13 protein-coding genes and 3 tRNA genes are annotated in these 14,923 nt (G+C 64.2%); 1 reads left to right on the forward strand and 15 read right to left on the reverse strand.

Going from position 1 to position 14,923, the window contains the following annotated elements; genetic code table 11:
• Positions 1-92: 92 nt before the first annotated feature.
• From ACZO0A_RS08845 to ACZO0A_RS08915, 15 genes are all read right to left on the reverse strand, one after another.
• Positions 93-719 (reverse strand): HAD family hydrolase, encoded by a 627-nt coding sequence (locus ACZO0A_RS08845; RefSeq protein ID WP_302376884.1) that lies wholly within the window; start codon positions 717-719, stop codon positions 93-95.
• Positions 716-1,654 carry an ATP-grasp domain-containing protein gene (locus tag ACZO0A_RS08850; RefSeq protein WP_302376886.1) on the reverse strand — a complete coding sequence of 313 codons (939 nt, stop codon included), beginning with the start codon at positions 1,652-1,654 and terminating at the stop codon, positions 716-718. The genes ACZO0A_RS08845 and ACZO0A_RS08850 overlap by 4 nt, the downstream gene beginning before the upstream one ends.
• Before the next feature lie 3 nt (positions 1,655-1,657).
• Positions 1,658-2,065 carry a sugar 3,4-ketoisomerase gene (locus ACZO0A_RS08855; protein ID WP_302376888.1) on the reverse strand — a complete coding sequence of 136 codons (408 nt, stop codon included), beginning with the start codon at positions 2,063-2,065 and terminating at the stop codon, positions 1,658-1,660.
• Positions 2,066-2,081: 16 nt separating this feature from the next.
• Complete coding sequence (locus ACZO0A_RS08860; protein WP_302376890.1) at positions 2,082-3,638, reverse strand: glucosyltransferase domain-containing protein; 1,557 nt, start codon at positions 3,636-3,638, stop codon at positions 2,082-2,084.
• Positions 3,635-4,594 carry a glycosyltransferase gene (locus tag ACZO0A_RS08865; protein WP_215692567.1) on the reverse strand — a complete coding sequence of 320 codons (960 nt, stop codon included), beginning with the start codon at positions 4,592-4,594 and terminating at the stop codon, positions 3,635-3,637. The genes ACZO0A_RS08860 and ACZO0A_RS08865 overlap by 4 nt, the downstream gene beginning before the upstream one ends.
• 159 nt (positions 4,595-4,753) lie before the next feature.
• Positions 4,754-5,641, reverse strand: a complete 888-nt coding sequence (locus ACZO0A_RS08870; RefSeq protein ID WP_294781552.1) for a glycosyltransferase family 2 protein — start codon at positions 5,639-5,641, stop codon at positions 4,754-4,756.
• A gap of 3 nt (positions 5,642-5,644) precedes the next feature.
• The gene (locus ACZO0A_RS08875) at positions 5,645-6,760 is read right to left on the reverse strand and encodes a DegT/DnrJ/EryC1/StrS family aminotransferase (protein WP_294781555.1); all 1,116 of its coding nucleotides are present in this window, start codon (positions 6,758-6,760) and stop codon (positions 5,645-5,647) included.
• 241 nt (positions 6,761-7,001) lie between these two features.
• Entirely contained in the window at positions 7,002-7,307 is a 306-nt protein-coding gene (locus ACZO0A_RS08880) for a hypothetical protein (protein WP_291209331.1), read from the reverse strand.
• Between the two features lie 53 nt (positions 7,308-7,360).
• Positions 7,361-8,014: an HAD family hydrolase gene (locus ACZO0A_RS08885; RefSeq protein ID WP_291230855.1), complete on the reverse strand. Its 654-nt coding sequence runs from the start codon at positions 8,012-8,014 to the stop codon at positions 7,361-7,363.
• 131 nt (positions 8,015-8,145) lie between these two features.
• Positions 8,146-8,220: transfer RNA gene (locus tag ACZO0A_RS08890), tRNA-Gln, on the reverse strand.
• A gap of 74 nt (positions 8,221-8,294) precedes the next feature.
• Positions 8,295-8,371: transfer RNA gene (locus ACZO0A_RS08895), tRNA-His, on the reverse strand.
• 7 nt (positions 8,372-8,378) lie between these two features.
• A tRNA-Arg gene (locus ACZO0A_RS08900) sits at positions 8,379-8,452 on the reverse strand.
• 90 nt (positions 8,453-8,542) lie between these two features.
• Complete coding sequence (gene asnB / locus ACZO0A_RS08905) at positions 8,543-10,408, reverse strand: asparagine synthase (glutamine-hydrolyzing) (RefSeq protein ID WP_486846220.1); 1,866 nt, start codon at positions 10,406-10,408, stop codon at positions 8,543-8,545.
• Entirely contained in the window at positions 10,398-11,594 is a 1,197-nt protein-coding gene (locus tag ACZO0A_RS08910; protein ID WP_294781561.1) for a carboxylate--amine ligase, read from the reverse strand. Before ACZO0A_RS08910 ends, asnB (ACZO0A_RS08905) begins: the two co-directional genes overlap by 11 nt.
• Before the next feature lie 204 nt (positions 11,595-11,798).
• The gene (locus ACZO0A_RS08915; protein ID WP_486846222.1) at positions 11,799-12,980 is read right to left on the reverse strand and encodes a helix-turn-helix domain-containing protein; all 1,182 of its coding nucleotides are present in this window, start codon (positions 12,978-12,980) and stop codon (positions 11,799-11,801) included.
• Between the two features lie 122 nt (positions 12,981-13,102).
• Here ACZO0A_RS08915 and asnB (ACZO0A_RS08920) point away from each other — a divergent pair, with 122 nt between their 5' ends.
• Positions 13,103-14,917, forward strand: a complete 1,815-nt coding sequence (gene asnB / locus ACZO0A_RS08920) for an asparagine synthase (glutamine-hydrolyzing) (protein WP_291230881.1) — start codon at positions 13,103-13,105, stop codon at positions 14,915-14,917.
• The last annotated feature ends 6 nt before the right edge of the window (positions 14,918-14,923 follow it).

Consider the following 14,923-nt stretch of genomic DNA (forward strand, 5'->3'; position numbering starts at 1 on the left):
GGCTGCCCTTCGGCTGCGGGCCGGGCATGCCCGGCCCCTACAACGCTGCCTGCCGGTCCGTAGGGGCGGATTCCATATCCGCCCGCGGCACATTACCGCAGCCACCGCTTGGCCTCTTCCAAACCATGCAATGCCTTTACCCTGTGCGCTTCCCAAAACGCCGCACTGCGGAAGCCCCGGTCCAGCACGGCACAGGGCAGGCCCAGCGTCTCGGCGCAGGTCTTGTCCACCTCGGTGTCACCCAGCATGGCGTCCCCCGGGGCGATGCGCGGGCGCAGCAGGGCGGCTTTGCGCTGCTCGGCCTGCACCGGCAGCACGACCAGCAGTTCCTCCACCAGCGGCAGGATGCCGCATCGGTCAAGCGTTTCCCGCAGGGCGTCGGCATTCTGCCGGGCCGAGATCAACGCACAGCGCCGCCCGCTTGCCCGCAGCCAACGCAGGAAATCCAACGTATCTGGGTAAGGCCTGTCCATGGCCAGATACTCCGGTTTTTCAATGCCCTCGCGCCAGGCGGCGGCAATTTCATTGCAGACTTCCGGCGCAAACCCGGCCAGGGCCAGCCACGCCTTGGTGCTGTGGCCGTCAGCCTTATAGCGCATATAGTCGGGCGCGGCGGCGGGCCAGGCAAGGTCCCGGACCGCCAGCAGGTCCCGCAACAGCTTTTCATGGCGGGCGCTGCTGTCCAGCAGCGTGCCGTCCACATCACAGTAGAGCGTCACCGTACCACCACTTCCTGGTAGACCCGCAGCACAGTCTTGACCGTGGGGTCGGCCTGCAGCCATTCGTCGGGCACAGGCTGGCCGCAGAGGTTCGCCCAGAACGCCCGCACCAGCTGGAACCCGGCGGCGGATGCCATCGCCGTGCCCGCGCCGATGCGCAGGTTGCAGTCGATGAGGTTCCACCGCCCGCGGTGCAGCATGAACTGGGCGCAAAACGTCGCCGGGCAGGGCAGCAGTCCGGTCAGTGTGCAGATGTAATCCTCGATTTCGGGGATGTGCAGGGGCCGCATCTTCGTACAGACGCCGGATTTTGTCACGACGCGCTCACGGCAGAACACCCGCAGCTTGCCCTGGGCGTTGAAAACTTCGGCGGTGATTTCGGTGTCGCCGCCGTCGCATTTTTCCTGTAAAATGCTGCCGGGGTGCGGGGTGTAGTCCTCGCCGCCGATGACCGTGCGCAGCCCGACGGACCCGCAGCCGACCTCGCGCTTTTCGATGTAGGCGCGGCCCGGCTCCATTTGTTCAGGCGCGACGAGCGGCGGGGTGGGCAGGCCGTGGGCCTGCAAAAATGCGGCCATGGCCTTTTTATCGGTGAGCAGCTGGGCCGTCTGCCGCAGCGGCGCGGTGGAGCGCACGCCCAATGCGGCCAGCTCTGGCGCATCCGCCGCCCAGGTGAACAAATCCTGGTCGATGAGCGGCACAATGACGTCGATGTGGTTTTCTTTCAACAGAGTGAGGATCTGTTGTTGATACCCCGGGTCGGCCAGCGGCAACACCCGGTGGAACGGCCCGCCCAGTGCGGCGGCGGGGACCAGTTCCCGCGGGTTGGTATCGCAGAGGTGCAGGCAGATATCCCCGCTGAACTGCTGCTGCACCACCTGCGCCAGATGCCAGCCGGTGGTGACCCCGGCAGACAGAAGCATGACATTAAGCACGGTTTACCCCTTTGCCTGTACGGTCTTCAAAAATTCGTCGTAGTCACGGATATAATCTTTCGCCTCGTAGTAGGAATCCGCCGCGACGCAGAGCACGGAATTTTCCTGCTGCCAAATCATTTCGCGCCACATATTGTGCTCGACGATCAGACCCTTGGCGGGGTCGTCCAGCAGCACTTCGCTCTTTTCGTGGCCGTCATCCAGCTTGATGAGGATGCTGCCGTAGGGGCACCACAGCACCTGCCGCAGTGCCTTGTGGGCGTGGCCGCCGCGGTGGGTGCCCTGGGGCGCACCGTAGATATAGTAGATGCGCTTGATGTCAAAGGGGACGTCGTGGCCGCCCTCAAAGACCGAGAGCGTGCCCAGCCCCTCGGCCGTGATGCTCTTCATGCTGATGGTCTGGATAATCATAGGTTTTGCCTTTCTTTCAGTCAGACAGTTTGATGACAGCGGTGCCGTCCACCATAGCGCAGTAGCCTTGTGCCGGGTAGTTCGGCATAGCCTGCACGGCGGCTTTTTTGCCCACGGCGTCCAGCGTGGCCTGGTCGGCTAAAACCGCCGCGCTGCTGCCCATGACGTGCTGGAACCACCACTTGATCGTGCCGTCGTAGGTCACGGCGACATTGACCTGGTGGAGACTGCCCTCCTCATACCGGCTGAACGCCGGGTCGTGGTAGGTCAGGTTGGAGTCGGTAAAGGTGCCCGCAAAGGCGACCGGGGTCGTGCCCGGCTTGTAGCCGTCCAGCTTGCCCACATCGGCCATGATCTGGGTCATCTGGCGGGCGGTGTTGTCATAGACGAGCTTGGTGTAAACATACGCACCGTTGGCGCAGATGATGCTGCGAAGAATCAAAAACGCGCAGAGCAGCCCCACCAGCGCACCGCCCGTGCGGCGTTCTGCCGGGAAAAGCACCGACCCGCCGAACAGCACCATCGGCACCAGGTAGACGAGGAACAGCGCGTGCTGCATCAAGATATACACATTGCCGGAGGCCAGCAGGCAACTGACGTTCAGCCCCAGCGGCAGCAGGGCCGCCGCCAGAAGTACCTGGGCCGCCGTGCGTCCGCCGCGGCCGCGCAGCCGCAGCACAAGACCTGCCGCCGCCAGCACAAACAGCAGCGCGGTGGCCGCCCGCATGCCCCGGTCATTCCAGCCGGAGTAGCCCAGCAGCGTTTTAAAAAAGTTCCCATAAGTCGCCGGGATGCCTGCCAGCACCGCCGCAGGCCCTAAACGGAACATCTGCGCCAGGCCGTTGCCGGTGTCGGCCAGCTGGTAGCCGGTGAGGGCGAGGGAGACTTTCAGTGATACCACGTAGAGCACCGCGCCCAAAGCCAGCGTCAGCAGGGCACCCACGCCCTGCCGCAGCCAGGGCCGCCATTCGGCCCCCTGCAAGGCAGATTGCAAAAGCAGCAACAGGTACAGCCCCACCGCAAACTGAATGTAGGATTGGTACAGCGCCAGGCAGCCGCACAGGCAGACCGCCGCGCCCGCATAGCCCCACAGCCGGGGCAGACGCCGGCTGCACCAGACAGCGGCGCAGGCCAGCAGCATGGCCAGCAGGTAGGCGTCTGTCTCATAGGTGTAGGTTGCCAGCTGGGCCGTGACTGAGGCGCAGGTTCCCAGCAGGCCGGTCAACAGTGCCGCCGACCACCGCCGCAGGTGCAGCAGTTTTGCAATGATGTACCCGGTCAGTGCCAGATACACGATGCTGAACGCCCCGATGAGCCACGGTGCGGCGATTTTGCCGCGCACCAGCGGGAAATAGAGGTTCTGCGCCCAGCGGCCCAGCACGTACATCGTCCACTGGGCGTCGAACACCAGCACGGTGCTGTCATGGTTGGGAAACAGGTTCGTGAAGGCGAACCCATGGGCCAGCAGCATGCACAGCGCCGCCGCTGCCGCCACGGTGCGCAGCAGCGCAGCATCGATGCCCCGCAGCCAGCCGCAGACGGCATCCTCCGATTTTTGTAAAAGCTGCATCATTCGGCGGCAGTCTCCTTTTCGGCAAATTCATACACGGCGCGCAGCTTGGCGGCATCGCCGTTCGTGGGCGGCTGCCACTCCCGCTGGGCTTTTTTGAAGGCGCAGTTCTGCGGCACGATGAGCCGCCCCACCAGACCACGCACCAGCCGCGACTTACGGCGGTCGTTGAAGTAGTAGGCGTAGGCCAGCCGCACGGTGCGGTCGTGGGGGTATGCAGCCCGCAGCACTTCCAGCATGGCGCGCCAGTCCCCTAGCATCCGCTCCCGGGCAGCTGCATCGGTGGAGACGCCGCCGCCGTACTCATACCAGACGGTCAGGCGGTCGTACCGGGTGATGCGTACCCCCTGCACCGCGAACAGCCGCAGCGAGAAATCCTCGCCCAGCCGTACATGGCCGGCCATCTTATCCAGAGCTGAGAGGAAAAGTTTCCGCTCATACACAACCCCTGTACCACAGATGCCGTCATCGTAGAGCAACAGGTTTCGGCGGATGGTCTTGGCGTCGTAGTGGGCGGGGTCGTAGGGCGTGCGGTCAAAGGGGGTTTCCCCCGGGGTCGGTTGTGGGGCCGGGCCGGGGGTGAAGTAGGCCTGCTTGCCGAAAGCCACGCGGGGACCATCGGCCTGCAAACGGCCCAGCCACCAGGAAACCGTCTCACTGTCATAGAGGAAGTCTCCCGGCGAGAGCATGAGCACCCAGCGGGTGGCGGCGGTGCGCAGGGCGTTTTGGGCGTTTTTTACGGTGCCGCCGTTGGGGATCAGCTTGGCGGTCTGCACATCGGTGATGCCGTGGGCCGCCAGGTAGGCGCGGCTCTCGGCAAAATAGTCCTGTTGTGAACCGTCGTCCCCCAGGACAACGGCGAAATCGCGGGTATCCTGCATTGCCAGCGAGGCCAGCGTGCGCCGCAGCGCCGCAGCGTCTGGCCGGTATTGCAGGATGACGATGGTCAACTGCGGCATATAGGACGTCTCCCTTCCAGTCAATTTGTAGGGGCCGGACATATCCGGCCCTCGGCCTTGCCTTGCCATTGCGGGGATGCTGCGGGCCGGGCATGCCGCCCTATGGGTGGTTGTAGGGCGGGGTGCCCTCACCCCGCCGCCATTCGCCGGGCCGCCCGCTTACCCCTCCATTCTCCCCATCTTTCCTTGCCAGAAGTCCAGTGCACCTCTGTACGCGCCGTAGCTGCGGCCTTTTTTGCGGCCCAGCGCTTTGGTCAGGGCGTACCGCGCCGCGCCGGTCAGGATGGGGATAACGGTTTTCAACTTTTTGTACGCCGCACTTTTGCCCTTGCAGGTCAGGTAGAGCGTGTTGCGAGTGATGTAGTAGACCGACAGCATCCCGCCCGCGCTGCCGCCCGCCTTGTGGTGGATGACGGCGTCGGGCAGGAACCACATCGGCACGCCCGCCCGGGCCAGACGGATGCAGTAATCAACATCCTCGCAGTACATAAACAGCGTCTCATCAAGATAGCCGACCTTTTCAATGACCGCCCGGGGCAGCAGCACACAGCAGAACGTGATGAAGCTGACCTGCCGTTTCTCGGCAAATTCGGGGCCATCCTTTTTGTGGCCGCCCAGGTGCTTGACCTTGCCGGTGGCGGGGTCCAGCTCGCCGCCCGCAAACCAGATCTCGTCGGGCGGGTCCATGAAGAGCATCTTCGGGCAGCTGACCGCGCCTTCCGGCGTCTCGGCCAGCAGTTTTTCCAAAAAATCCGGGTGGACGGATGTGTCGTTGTTCAGCAGCAGCGCATAGTCGCAGCCATCGGCCAGGGCACGGCGCATCCCGATATTGTTGGCCGCCGCAAAGCCGACGTTTTTCTCCTGCGGCAGGAACACGGTGTTCGGCGGCAGTTTACCTTGCAGCTGCGCCACCGAGTCATTGGGCGAAGCATCGTCGATTAAGACGATTTCAAAATCCCGGAACGTCATTTTTTGCAGGCTTTCCAGGCAGACCAGCGTGTCCTGCCAGCCGTTATAGTTGGAAATTACGATACCGACTTTCGGCATGGTTCACCCCTTAAAATCGTTCACAGCGTCAATGACGGCCTGCACCTGCGCGTCGGTCATACCGTAGAACATCGGCAGGCTCAGCTCGGTGGCGGAGATCTCCTCGGCCAGCGGCAGTGCGCCCTTGGGGATGCCCAGCTCGGCGTAGGCCCCCTGCAAATGAATGGGCGTCGGGTAGTGCTTGTTCGTGCCGATGCCCCGGTCGTTCAAGTGCTTCTCCAGCGCGTCGCGCCCGGCGCAGCGCACAGCAAAGATATGCCAGACGTGCTTGCAGCCGGGCAGCTCCACGGGCAGCGTTACGGCGGGGTTGTGCATTTCTGCCAGGTACCGCGCGGCAATACGGCGGCGCTCGGCATTCATAGCGTCGAGATGGGGCAGCTTAGCGGCCAGGAACGCGGCCTGCAGCTCATCCAGGCGGGAGTTTTGGCCCTTATAAATATGGTGGTATTTGTAGTCGCTGCCGTAGTTGCCCAGGGCGCGGACACGCTCGGCGAGTTCGTCGTCGTTCGTCGTCACGCAGCCCGCGTCGCCCAGGGCCCCGAGGTTTTTGCCCGGGTAAAAGCTGAACCCTGCGGCGTCGCCCAGACTGCCCGCGCGGCGGCCCTTGTAGGTCGCGCCGTGGGCCTGGGCGGCATCCTCGATGACCTTGAGGCCGTGGGCCTTGGCGATGGCATTGATCTCGTCCATCGGGGCGCACTGGCCGTAGAGGTGCACGGCCATGATGGCTTTCGTGCGCGGGGTCACGGCGGCCTCGATGCGGGCGGGATCGATGTTGTAGCTTTCCAGCGTCGGCTCGACCAAAACGGGCGTCGCGCCCGCGTAGCTGACGGCCAGCACCGTGGCAATGAAGGTGTTGGACGGCACAATGACCTCGTCCCCCGTCCCGATGCCGTAGGCTTTCAGAATCAGCACAAGGGCATCCAGGCCGTTGCCGCAGCCGATGCAGTGCTTGACGCCGCAGTATTCGGCAAAAGCCTTTTCAAAAGCGGCATCCTCGCGGCCGCCGATGTACCAGCTGTTGTCCAGCACGCGGGCAAACGCGCCGCGCAGCTCGGCATCCAGCTCCCGCTCCATCGGGCGGAAGGAGACAAACGGCACCGTGATGGGAGTTTCGGACATAAGGAGCACCTCGCTAAAAGATAATAGATAATCAATATGGTGGATCGCGGTACTGCGCACCGCTCAAAATAGGCGGTCCTTGCAGGAATCGGCCCCTGACGGCCCGCCCATGCGGCGTCCCGCCCCGCAAAAGGGCGGACAACACCTACTATATCGTCTTATTATACAACAATGGGCCGTATTTCGCAACAAAAAAGCGGATACCACTTTGAAAAAGCGGCATCCGTTTTTGCGCGGGCGGTTATTCAGCTGTGCGCGGGGCGCGGGTGGCGCAGGCCGGTCCGCAGCCGCGCTCGTCAATGCTGACGTGGTCGGCACAGCAACAGCGGCCTTCCAGGTGGCGGCAGCCTTTGTCGTCGCAGTGGATATCCGTCTCGGGCGAGGCCGGCTGGTTGTCGGTGGCAACGTTGCCGTAGCCCTCGCTGTTGCGGTAGCTGCCGCAGACAGCGTCCCCGGGGCCGGTATGGCGGACGTTGATGCCGTCCAGGCAGCAGCAGCCCGCCTTGTTGTGGCAGCAGTCATACTGGGCACAGTCAAGATAGCTCATAAAAACACCTCCATGTCCCTCAGTATGCGCCGGTGCGGAGGTGTTTATGCGTTTTATCGGGCGGGCTGCGTCAGCCATGCCTGCACATCGTCGAGACTTTTCAACACGGCAGCCGTCATTTGTTGAAATTCTGCCGCTGGGGTCTTCATGTCGGGCACACAGATCACATCAATGCCCGCCGCGTGGGCGGCCTGAATTCCTGCCTCGCTGTCCTCCAGCACAAGGCAGTCCGCCGGGGCGGCGTGCGCTTTCTCGGCGGCTTTCAGGAAAATGTCCGGGTAGGGCTTGCCGCGCTCGATCTCGGTGCCGAAGACCATATCGTCGAAATACTGCACCACGCCCAGCCGCGTCAGGATGTCCACCGCGCGGTCACGCTTGCTGGATGTTGCCAGCACGACCGTCACGCCGCGTGCCTTCAGCCACGCCAGCAGCGCCGCCCCGCCGGGCTTCAGCCGGACAGTAGGCAGCAGCTCGGCCTCGCGCTTGGCTTCCCACGCCATGCCCTCGGCGACGGTCAGCGGCAGGTGGTAAGTCTCGATCATATGCGTCATGTTGCCGATGCCGGTCTTTCCGCTGTAGATGCGGGCGTATTCGGCTTTCGTCAGGCTGTAGCCGTATTGGCGCAGCAGCTCGTCCATCAATTGATGGGAGACGACCTCGCTGTCGATCAGCAGGCCGTCCAAGTCAAAAATCACAGCGCGTTTCATCGCAGCAGCCTCCGTTTTCCTTATTATATAAGGAGTGTAGCATGGTTTTCCACGCACAGCAAGTACGATCCTGCCAGTTCCCCCTCATTTTTCCGCCAAAAAATCGCCGCACCCCCAAAGGGATGCGGCGTTGGTTGGGTCGGCGAGGTTCGAACTCACGAATGCGGGAGTCAAAGTCCCGTGCCTTACCACTTGGCGACGACCCAGTATATATACGCTGCGGGGGCAGCGCTGTTGTAAAAGAAAAGACCGTGCAGGAACGGGCCTGAACGGTCTTTGGTGGGGTGCCTAGAGAGATTCGAACTCTCGGCCTCCAGAGCCACAATCTGGCGCGCTAACCAACTGCGCCATAGGCACCATATAATGCGCCCGAAGGGACTCGAACCCCCGGCCCACTGCTTAGAAGGCAGTTGCTCTATCCAGCTGAGCTACGGGCGCTCACTGCGGGTTCATGCCCACAAGGGACATACTGCGTAGGATATTATAGCAATGGGGCCGGGTTTTGTCAAGCGATTTTGGAAAAGTTTTTTACAAAATCGGCGGAAATTCTTCCATAAAGTAGACCTCGTACCATTCTATAAAGCAGTAAAACGCCCACAGTTTCGTCATAGCGTTGGTTTTTCCGGCGCGGTGGGCGTCCAGCAGGGCGCACAGGGCCGCCGTGTCAAAAAAGCGTTCGGCCACCGGGCCGGTAAATTTGGTTCGCACACGCTTGTAATATTCGTCCTGGCACAGCCAGTCGGCCAGCGGCACCGGGAACCCGCGCTTAGGGTTTGCGGCCAGTGCCCCGGGCAGGCGGCGGGCCGCCGCAGCCCGCAAGGCGATCTTGCCGCGCCGCCCGGTGCAGCGGTACCGCCGGGGCAGGCCCAGCGCCACGGCCAGCACCCGCCGGTCCAGAAACGGCACCCGCAGTTCCAGGCTGTGGGCCATGCTCATTCGGTCGGCCTTGCGCAGGATATCCCGGGGCAGCCAGGTCTGCAGATCCACCCATTGCAGGGCTGTCGGCTCATCCAGGCCGCGCACCGCGTCAAAATAGGGCTTGCACCGCCGGGCCGGGCTGGGTGTATTGGACGGGCGCTTCAAATATTTGTCGCGTTCCTGCGCAGTTTCAAACACATAGTTGGCCCGGGCGCAGCGCTGCCACCGGGGCTGGGCGCCCCGGCGCAGAAAGCCGCACCCCGGCAGGGCCGCCGCCAACCCGCGCCGCAAGCCGTGAGGCAGCGCCTGCCAGCGCTCGGCCCAGACGGCCTGCCGGTACAGCGGGTACCCGCCGAACAGTTCATCCGCGCCCTCGCCCGAAATCACCACTTTTACACGCTGCCGCGCGGTTTTACACAGGAAATACAGCGGCACCTCCGCCGGGTTGGGCATCGGTTCATCCAGATACCACTGGATGGCCCGGTTTGCCGCGAAGAACTCCGCCGCAGTCACGGTCGTCTCGGTCAGGGGTACGCCCAGTGCCCTGGCGGCGGCGCGGGCAGCGGGCAGCTCGGAGTAGCTTCCCTCGGCATAGCCGACCGAAAAGCACTGCACGTTGGGCTGGCTGCGGGCCGTCTCGCGGGTGACGAGGGAGGAATCGACGCCGCCGGACAAAAAGCAGCCCACGGCCACATCGGCAATGCGGTGGGCATCGGCGCTCTCGGCCAAAGTCTGGCCGATTTTCTCCGCCCAGGCCCCCAGGCTGCGGCCGCGCCGCGCCCGGAAGCGCGGCGCGGCATAGCGGCGGGTGGTCAGGCGGCCATCATGCCAGGTCAGCGTGTGGGCGGGCGGCAGCTCGTACACGCCCAAAAACATCGTCTCATCGTCGGGCAGGTACTCCATGCTGAGCCAATCGGGCAGGCGGGCTTCGTTTAGCCGCTTTTCAAAGGCCGGGTGGGCCAGAAAGGCCTTTATCTCGCTGGCAAACAACAGTACATCGCCCTTTTTGTAGTAGTACAGCGGCTTGATGCCAAAGAGGTCGCGGGCGCAGAACAATGTCTCGGCCGTGCGGTCCCACAGGGCAAAGGCGAACATCCCGCGCAGGTGCTTGGGCAGGTCGCCGCCCCAGGCCTCGTAGCCGTGGAGCAGCACCTCGGTGTCGGAGTCGGTGGCAAAGGTATGGCCCCGGGCCGTCAGCTCGGCGTGCAGGGCCTTGTAGTTATAAATTTCGCCGTTGAACACGACGACAAGGGTGCCGTCCTCGTTGAACATCGGCTGACCGCCGCCTGCAAGGTCGATGATGGACAGCCGCCGATGGCCCAGCGCGGCGTAGGCGTCGGCGTAGTAGCCCTCGCCGTCCGGCCCGCGGTGGCGGATGAGGTCCGCCATAGCCTGCGCCGTGCGTTTGGCCGCCGCCGGGTCATGCCCGGCGGCGGTGGTAAAGCCGACGATGCCGCACATGGATTCAGCCCCCATTCTTTCGTAATTTTCTGCCGTATCCCGCCTGCCTTGCCGCAAACCAAATCTGCCTTGCCATCCCCTCCCCCGGGGCCAATAAATGGGGATACCCGCGCCCGCGGCGTCGCAGGAGGGCGGCACGGCGCAGGAGCAGCTTGTTGGGGCAATGGCGGCGCACCACGCCCCAGGGGGCCGTGTACCACACCGCCGGGCGCAGGGCGGGCGGCGTGACCGGACCGCCGAACAGCAGATCCTCCACCAAAGGCCGGGCCAGCGGAGCACCGGCAGCATCGCAGTAATAAGCCGCGCGGCCCTGCCGGGGGTTCAGTTCAAACAGCACCGGCTCGCCGCGGCGGTCGTATTTCAAATCAAAATTGGCAAAGCCGCGCCAGCCCGCCGTCTGCAAAAGGCCACGCAGAGCCTCCAGCAAGGCGGTGTCCTGCCGGGCGGGTTCCACCAGCACAGCGGCGTAGTTGCCAATGCCCTCGGGTGTACGCTCCTGCAAAAGGGGCTGCCCCTGCACAAGCCACGGCACACTGCCGTCGGCGGCGCAGTAGGCGTTCACGACCCCCAGCCGCGTATCCGGGCCGGGGATGTGCTCCTGCAAAAGCATGGCCCCGCGGTAGCTGCTGCGGGCGGCTGCGGACAAAATCTCCTGTAATTCGGCGGCATCCCGGGCCAGATAGACCTTGCGCTTGCCCGGGAAATGGCAGTTCCACCAGGCGGGCGAGTCAGCAGGCTTGACGACGACCGGCCAGCCGAATGGCAGCTCGAGCACAATGTCCCCCGGGTATACTGTTATGCTCTGCGGCGTGCGCAGGCCCACGGCGCGGCAGGCGGCGGCAAACTGCTGTTTATCGGCCAGGGCCAGCGCGGCGGGTGGCGGGCAGGCAAAGCGGTACGTCCCCCGCAGTTCAGCGGCACAGCGGGCCATAATCTGGGTGTAGCCGTCGGCGCAGGAGATGAGCAGCCGCGTTCGGCCGGGGTATTGCTCGGCCAGGCCCAGCAGCGTGGCGGTGAAAACGCTGTCCCGCTCAAACGCTGGGTCCTGGGCGGCCACCTGCACAATACGGCTGTGGGCCAGCGCAGGCAGCGCACGGCGGCAGACGGCCAGGCTGCGCACGCCGTATGTCTCATAAAAGCTGCGGGCCATACCGTAGACATTGGCATCCCCGCCCAGCAGCACCGGCAATATCTGCGGCATAGAAATTCCCCCTTACCGCTAGTGTATGCGGCAAGGGGGCGTTTATTCTTTTTGCCTTCTCCCAAGGGGAGAAGGTGGCCCCGCAGGGCCGGATGAGGGGCAGGTATACCACAGCCGCCCGGCAAATGGGTTCCGTTGGCAAGGTTGCCCCTCATCCGCCCTCGGTCGGGGCCTCGGGCACCTTCCCTCAAGGGGGAAGGCACATTATTTCTCCGTCAGCGGCATTTCCTCCGTCCATACTCCGCCATTACTGTCCGTCACCCGCACAACGTATTTGGGCGCGGCATCGCCGTCGTACTCCCAGCCGTTGATGACGGCATCATCGTAAAACGTGCCATTCCAGACGCTCTCGGTGCGGGCGGAGCTGCCGTAGCTGTACTCACCCTCGCATTCCAGCGCGGCGGTGGCGGTAGGTTCGCCGGCGTCGCCGCTCAAGCGCAGGTCTATTTCCACCTTCGCAATCTGCATCCACGGCGGGGCGTCCACCTGAAGTTCCACCGGGTAGCAGGTCAGGGTCAGATACCGCTTGCCGTTGACCCGGTTGATGTAGTACCCGAAATCCAGGCTGCTGCCCGCCGCACTCCAGACAATCGTCGGCTCGGTCATTTCGTCGTTGAAGTCCACCGTGCCTAAGCCCTCACTGGTGGTCGCACCATCGGCGGTCCACTGCACACTCAAATCGTAGGTGCTGCCCACCGTAAAAACAATCCCCTGCGCCGCAAAGCTGCCGTCTGGCACGGCGGTCATATCATAGAGCTGCGTGTCGTCGCCGCTGCGCACAGCCAGCCGGGCGGTCATGCCGTCCTGCACCGTGCGCGGCGTGACCTGCACCTGCACGGGCATCCAGCTCTTATCCGCGTCCCTGTGCAGCTTGTCGGCGGGCAGCCAGCGCCAGTCCAGCACGGTGGCCTCGCCCATCCGCACGGCGTCCTGCAATTCGGAGATCTGCGCCGAAAGTTCTGCCTGCTGGGCCGCGTAGCTGGACTGGATGGCCGCATAGTTCTGGTTCAGCGCGGCGATCTGCCGCTCATACTGCCAGGCCACCGCCGCCAGCAGCCCGGCCAGGATAACGACCGCCGCGCCCCCGGCGCAGCCCCACAGTCTGCGGCGGCGCTTTTCCTCGGCGTCGCGGGCGGCCAGCAGGTCCCGCAGTGCATCCAGCGTCACGGCAGGCGCGGCGGGGTCGGCCTGCTCTGCGCCCAGCAGGGCATCCACGCCGGTGCCCAGTTCGGCCGCCAGCACCTGCAAATTGTCCAGCCCCGGCAGGGCGGTGTCCTTCTCCCACTTGCCCAGGGCCTGGCGGCTGACGCCGATGCGCTCGGCCAATGCCTCCTGGCTCAGGCCCTTGGCCCTGCGTGCTGTTTGGATATTCTGCCCCAGTGTCACAGGCTCACCTGCTTTCCGCTTTGATTTGACATAATTTTACCACAGCGTGTGGTAAAATGCCAGCAAGTCAAGTGTACAAAACGGTAACGGCAGGTTGCACTGCCGGGAAAGGATGCTGGAATATGTGCGGAATTGCCGGTTTTATCTCCCCCGCCCGGGCGGACGCCGCAGCACTGGTCCCGATGCTGGCGCGCATCGCCCACCGCGGGCCGGACGGCCAGGGAACGTTTGTGGAGGGACCCGCCGCGCTGGGTCACTGCCGCCTGGCCATTATTGATTTGCAGGGCGGCGCACAGCCGCTGTACAGCGAGGATAAAAATTTCGTCGTCGTGTTCAACGGCGAAATCTACAACTACCGCGAACTGACCGCCGAGCTGACCGCCCTGGGCCACACCTTTGCCACCCGCACCGACACCGAGGTGCTGCTGCACGGGTGGGAGCAGTGGGGCCGCGAACTGCTCCCCCGGCTGCGGGGAATGTTCGCCTTTGCGCTGTGGGACCGCCGGGCGCAGGTGCTTTTCTGCGCCCGGGATATGTTCGGCATAAAGCCGCTCTACTACTGCCGCTGCGCCGACGGCACGCTGCTGTTTGCCAGCGAGATCAAGGCGTTTCTGGATCATCCCTCGTTTGAAAAGCAACTCAACACCGCGCAGCTGCCGCTCTACTTATCCTGCCAGTATTCCCCGGGGCGGGACACGTTTTTTGCCGGGGTGCAAAAGCTGCTGCCCGGGCATTTTCTGGAATTTTCCGAGGGGATCGTGCGCACCACGCGGTGGGTACAGCCCGCCTTTCTGCCAGGCGATACACCGCCCGCCCCCGATGAGCTGGAAGCCGTGCTGCGCCAAAGTGCCGAGGCCCACAAAATTGCCGACGTCGAGGTCGCGGGGTTCCTCTCCGGCGGGGTGGACTCGGCCTACCTCACGGCATTGGCCCGGCCCGCGCGGACCTACACGATTTCCTACGCAGAGCCGAAGTACGACGAGTCCTTCCCCGCCCGGGCGCTGGCGCGGAATTTGGGGCTGCGGAACCGGGTGCGGTGCATCAGCCCCGGCGAGTTCTGGGACGCCGTACCCGCTGTGCAGTACCACATGGACGAGCCGATGGCCGACGCGGCCGCCGTGGCGCTCTACTTTTTGAACCGTGAGGCCGCCAGGGATGTGAAGGTCGTCCTCTCGGGCGAGGGCGCGGACGAGCTGTTCGGCGGGTATAACATCTACCGCGACCCCTTCACTGCGCGGTGGTATAACCGCCTGCCGCCCTGGCTGCGGAGCGGGCTGGGGGCCGCCGCCAGCCTGCTGCCGCCCGGGCCGGGGGTAAATTTTCTTGTGCGGCGGGGTTTAAGTTTAGAAGAACGCTACTTTGGCCCCACGGCGCTTTTGACCGAGCGGGAAAAGCGCCGCCTGCTGCCCGGGTACGAGGGCGACGGCGACCCGGTCTGCCTGACCGAATCCATCTGGGACATGACCGAGGATCAGGACCCTGTGACCCGGATGCAGCAGGTAGATCTGCAGCTCTGGTTGGCCGGGGATATTTTGCTGAAAGCCGACAAAATGAGCATGGCCCACAGCCTGGAGCTGCGGGTGCCCTACCTTGATAAAGAAGTCTTTGCCCTGGCCGCCGCGCTGCCCGCCGCCGCCAAGGCCAACGCCCGCATGACAAAAATTGCCCTGCGCCAGGCTGCGGCCCGCACACTGCCCCCGGCGGCTGCCGCCCGGAAAAAGCTGGGTTTCCCGGTGCCGGTGCGGGACTGGCTGCGGCAGGAGCCGTACACCAGCCGGGTGCGGGCCGTATTCAGCCGCCCGGCAGCCGGAGAGTTCTTTAATGTGCGGCTGCTGCATACTATGTTGAACCACCACCTGCACGGCGGCGACTGCTGGCGGCAGATCTGGTGCGTGTACAGTTTTTTGATTTGGTACGAACAGTTTTTTGGAGCGTGATGCCAA

This window comes from Gemmiger sp., assembly GCF_057431175.1.

What these genes read in the sequence shown, in the direction of transcription:
- ACZO0A_RS08875 (WP_294781555.1), bottom strand. Translation starts at nt 6,760, where the DNA reads ATGTCCGAAACTCCCATCACGGTGCCGTTTGTCTCCTTCCGCCCGATG.
- ACZO0A_RS08865 (WP_215692567.1), bottom strand. Translation starts at nt 4,594, where the DNA reads ATGCCGCAGTTGACCATCGTCATCCTGCAATACCGGCCAGACGCTGCG.
- asnB (WP_486846220.1), bottom strand. Translation starts at nt 10,408, where the DNA reads ATGGGGGCTGAATCCATGTGCGGCATCGTCGGCTTTACCACCGCCGCC.
- asnB (WP_291230881.1), top strand. Translation starts at nt 13,103, where the DNA reads ATGTGCGGAATTGCCGGTTTTATCTCCCCCGCCCGGGCGGACGCCGCA.
- ACZO0A_RS08860 (WP_302376890.1), bottom strand. Translation starts at nt 3,638, where the DNA reads ATGATGCAGCTTTTACAAAAATCGGAGGATGCCGTCTGCGGCTGGCTG.
- ACZO0A_RS08910 (WP_294781561.1), bottom strand. Translation starts at nt 11,594, where the DNA reads ATGCCGCAGATATTGCCGGTGCTGCTGGGCGGGGATGCCAATGTCTAC.
- ACZO0A_RS08870 (WP_294781552.1), bottom strand. Translation starts at nt 5,641, where the DNA reads ATGCCGAAAGTCGGTATCGTAATTTCCAACTATAACGGCTGGCAGGAC.
- ACZO0A_RS08855 (WP_302376888.1), bottom strand. Translation starts at nt 2,065, where the DNA reads ATGATTATCCAGACCATCAGCATGAAGAGCATCACGGCCGAGGGGCTG.
- ACZO0A_RS08885 (WP_291230855.1), bottom strand. Translation starts at nt 8,014, where the DNA reads ATGAAACGCGCTGTGATTTTTGACTTGGACGGCCTGCTGATCGACAGC.
- ACZO0A_RS08880 (WP_291209331.1), bottom strand. Translation starts at nt 7,307, where the DNA reads ATGAGCTATCTTGACTGTGCCCAGTATGACTGCTGCCACAACAAGGCG.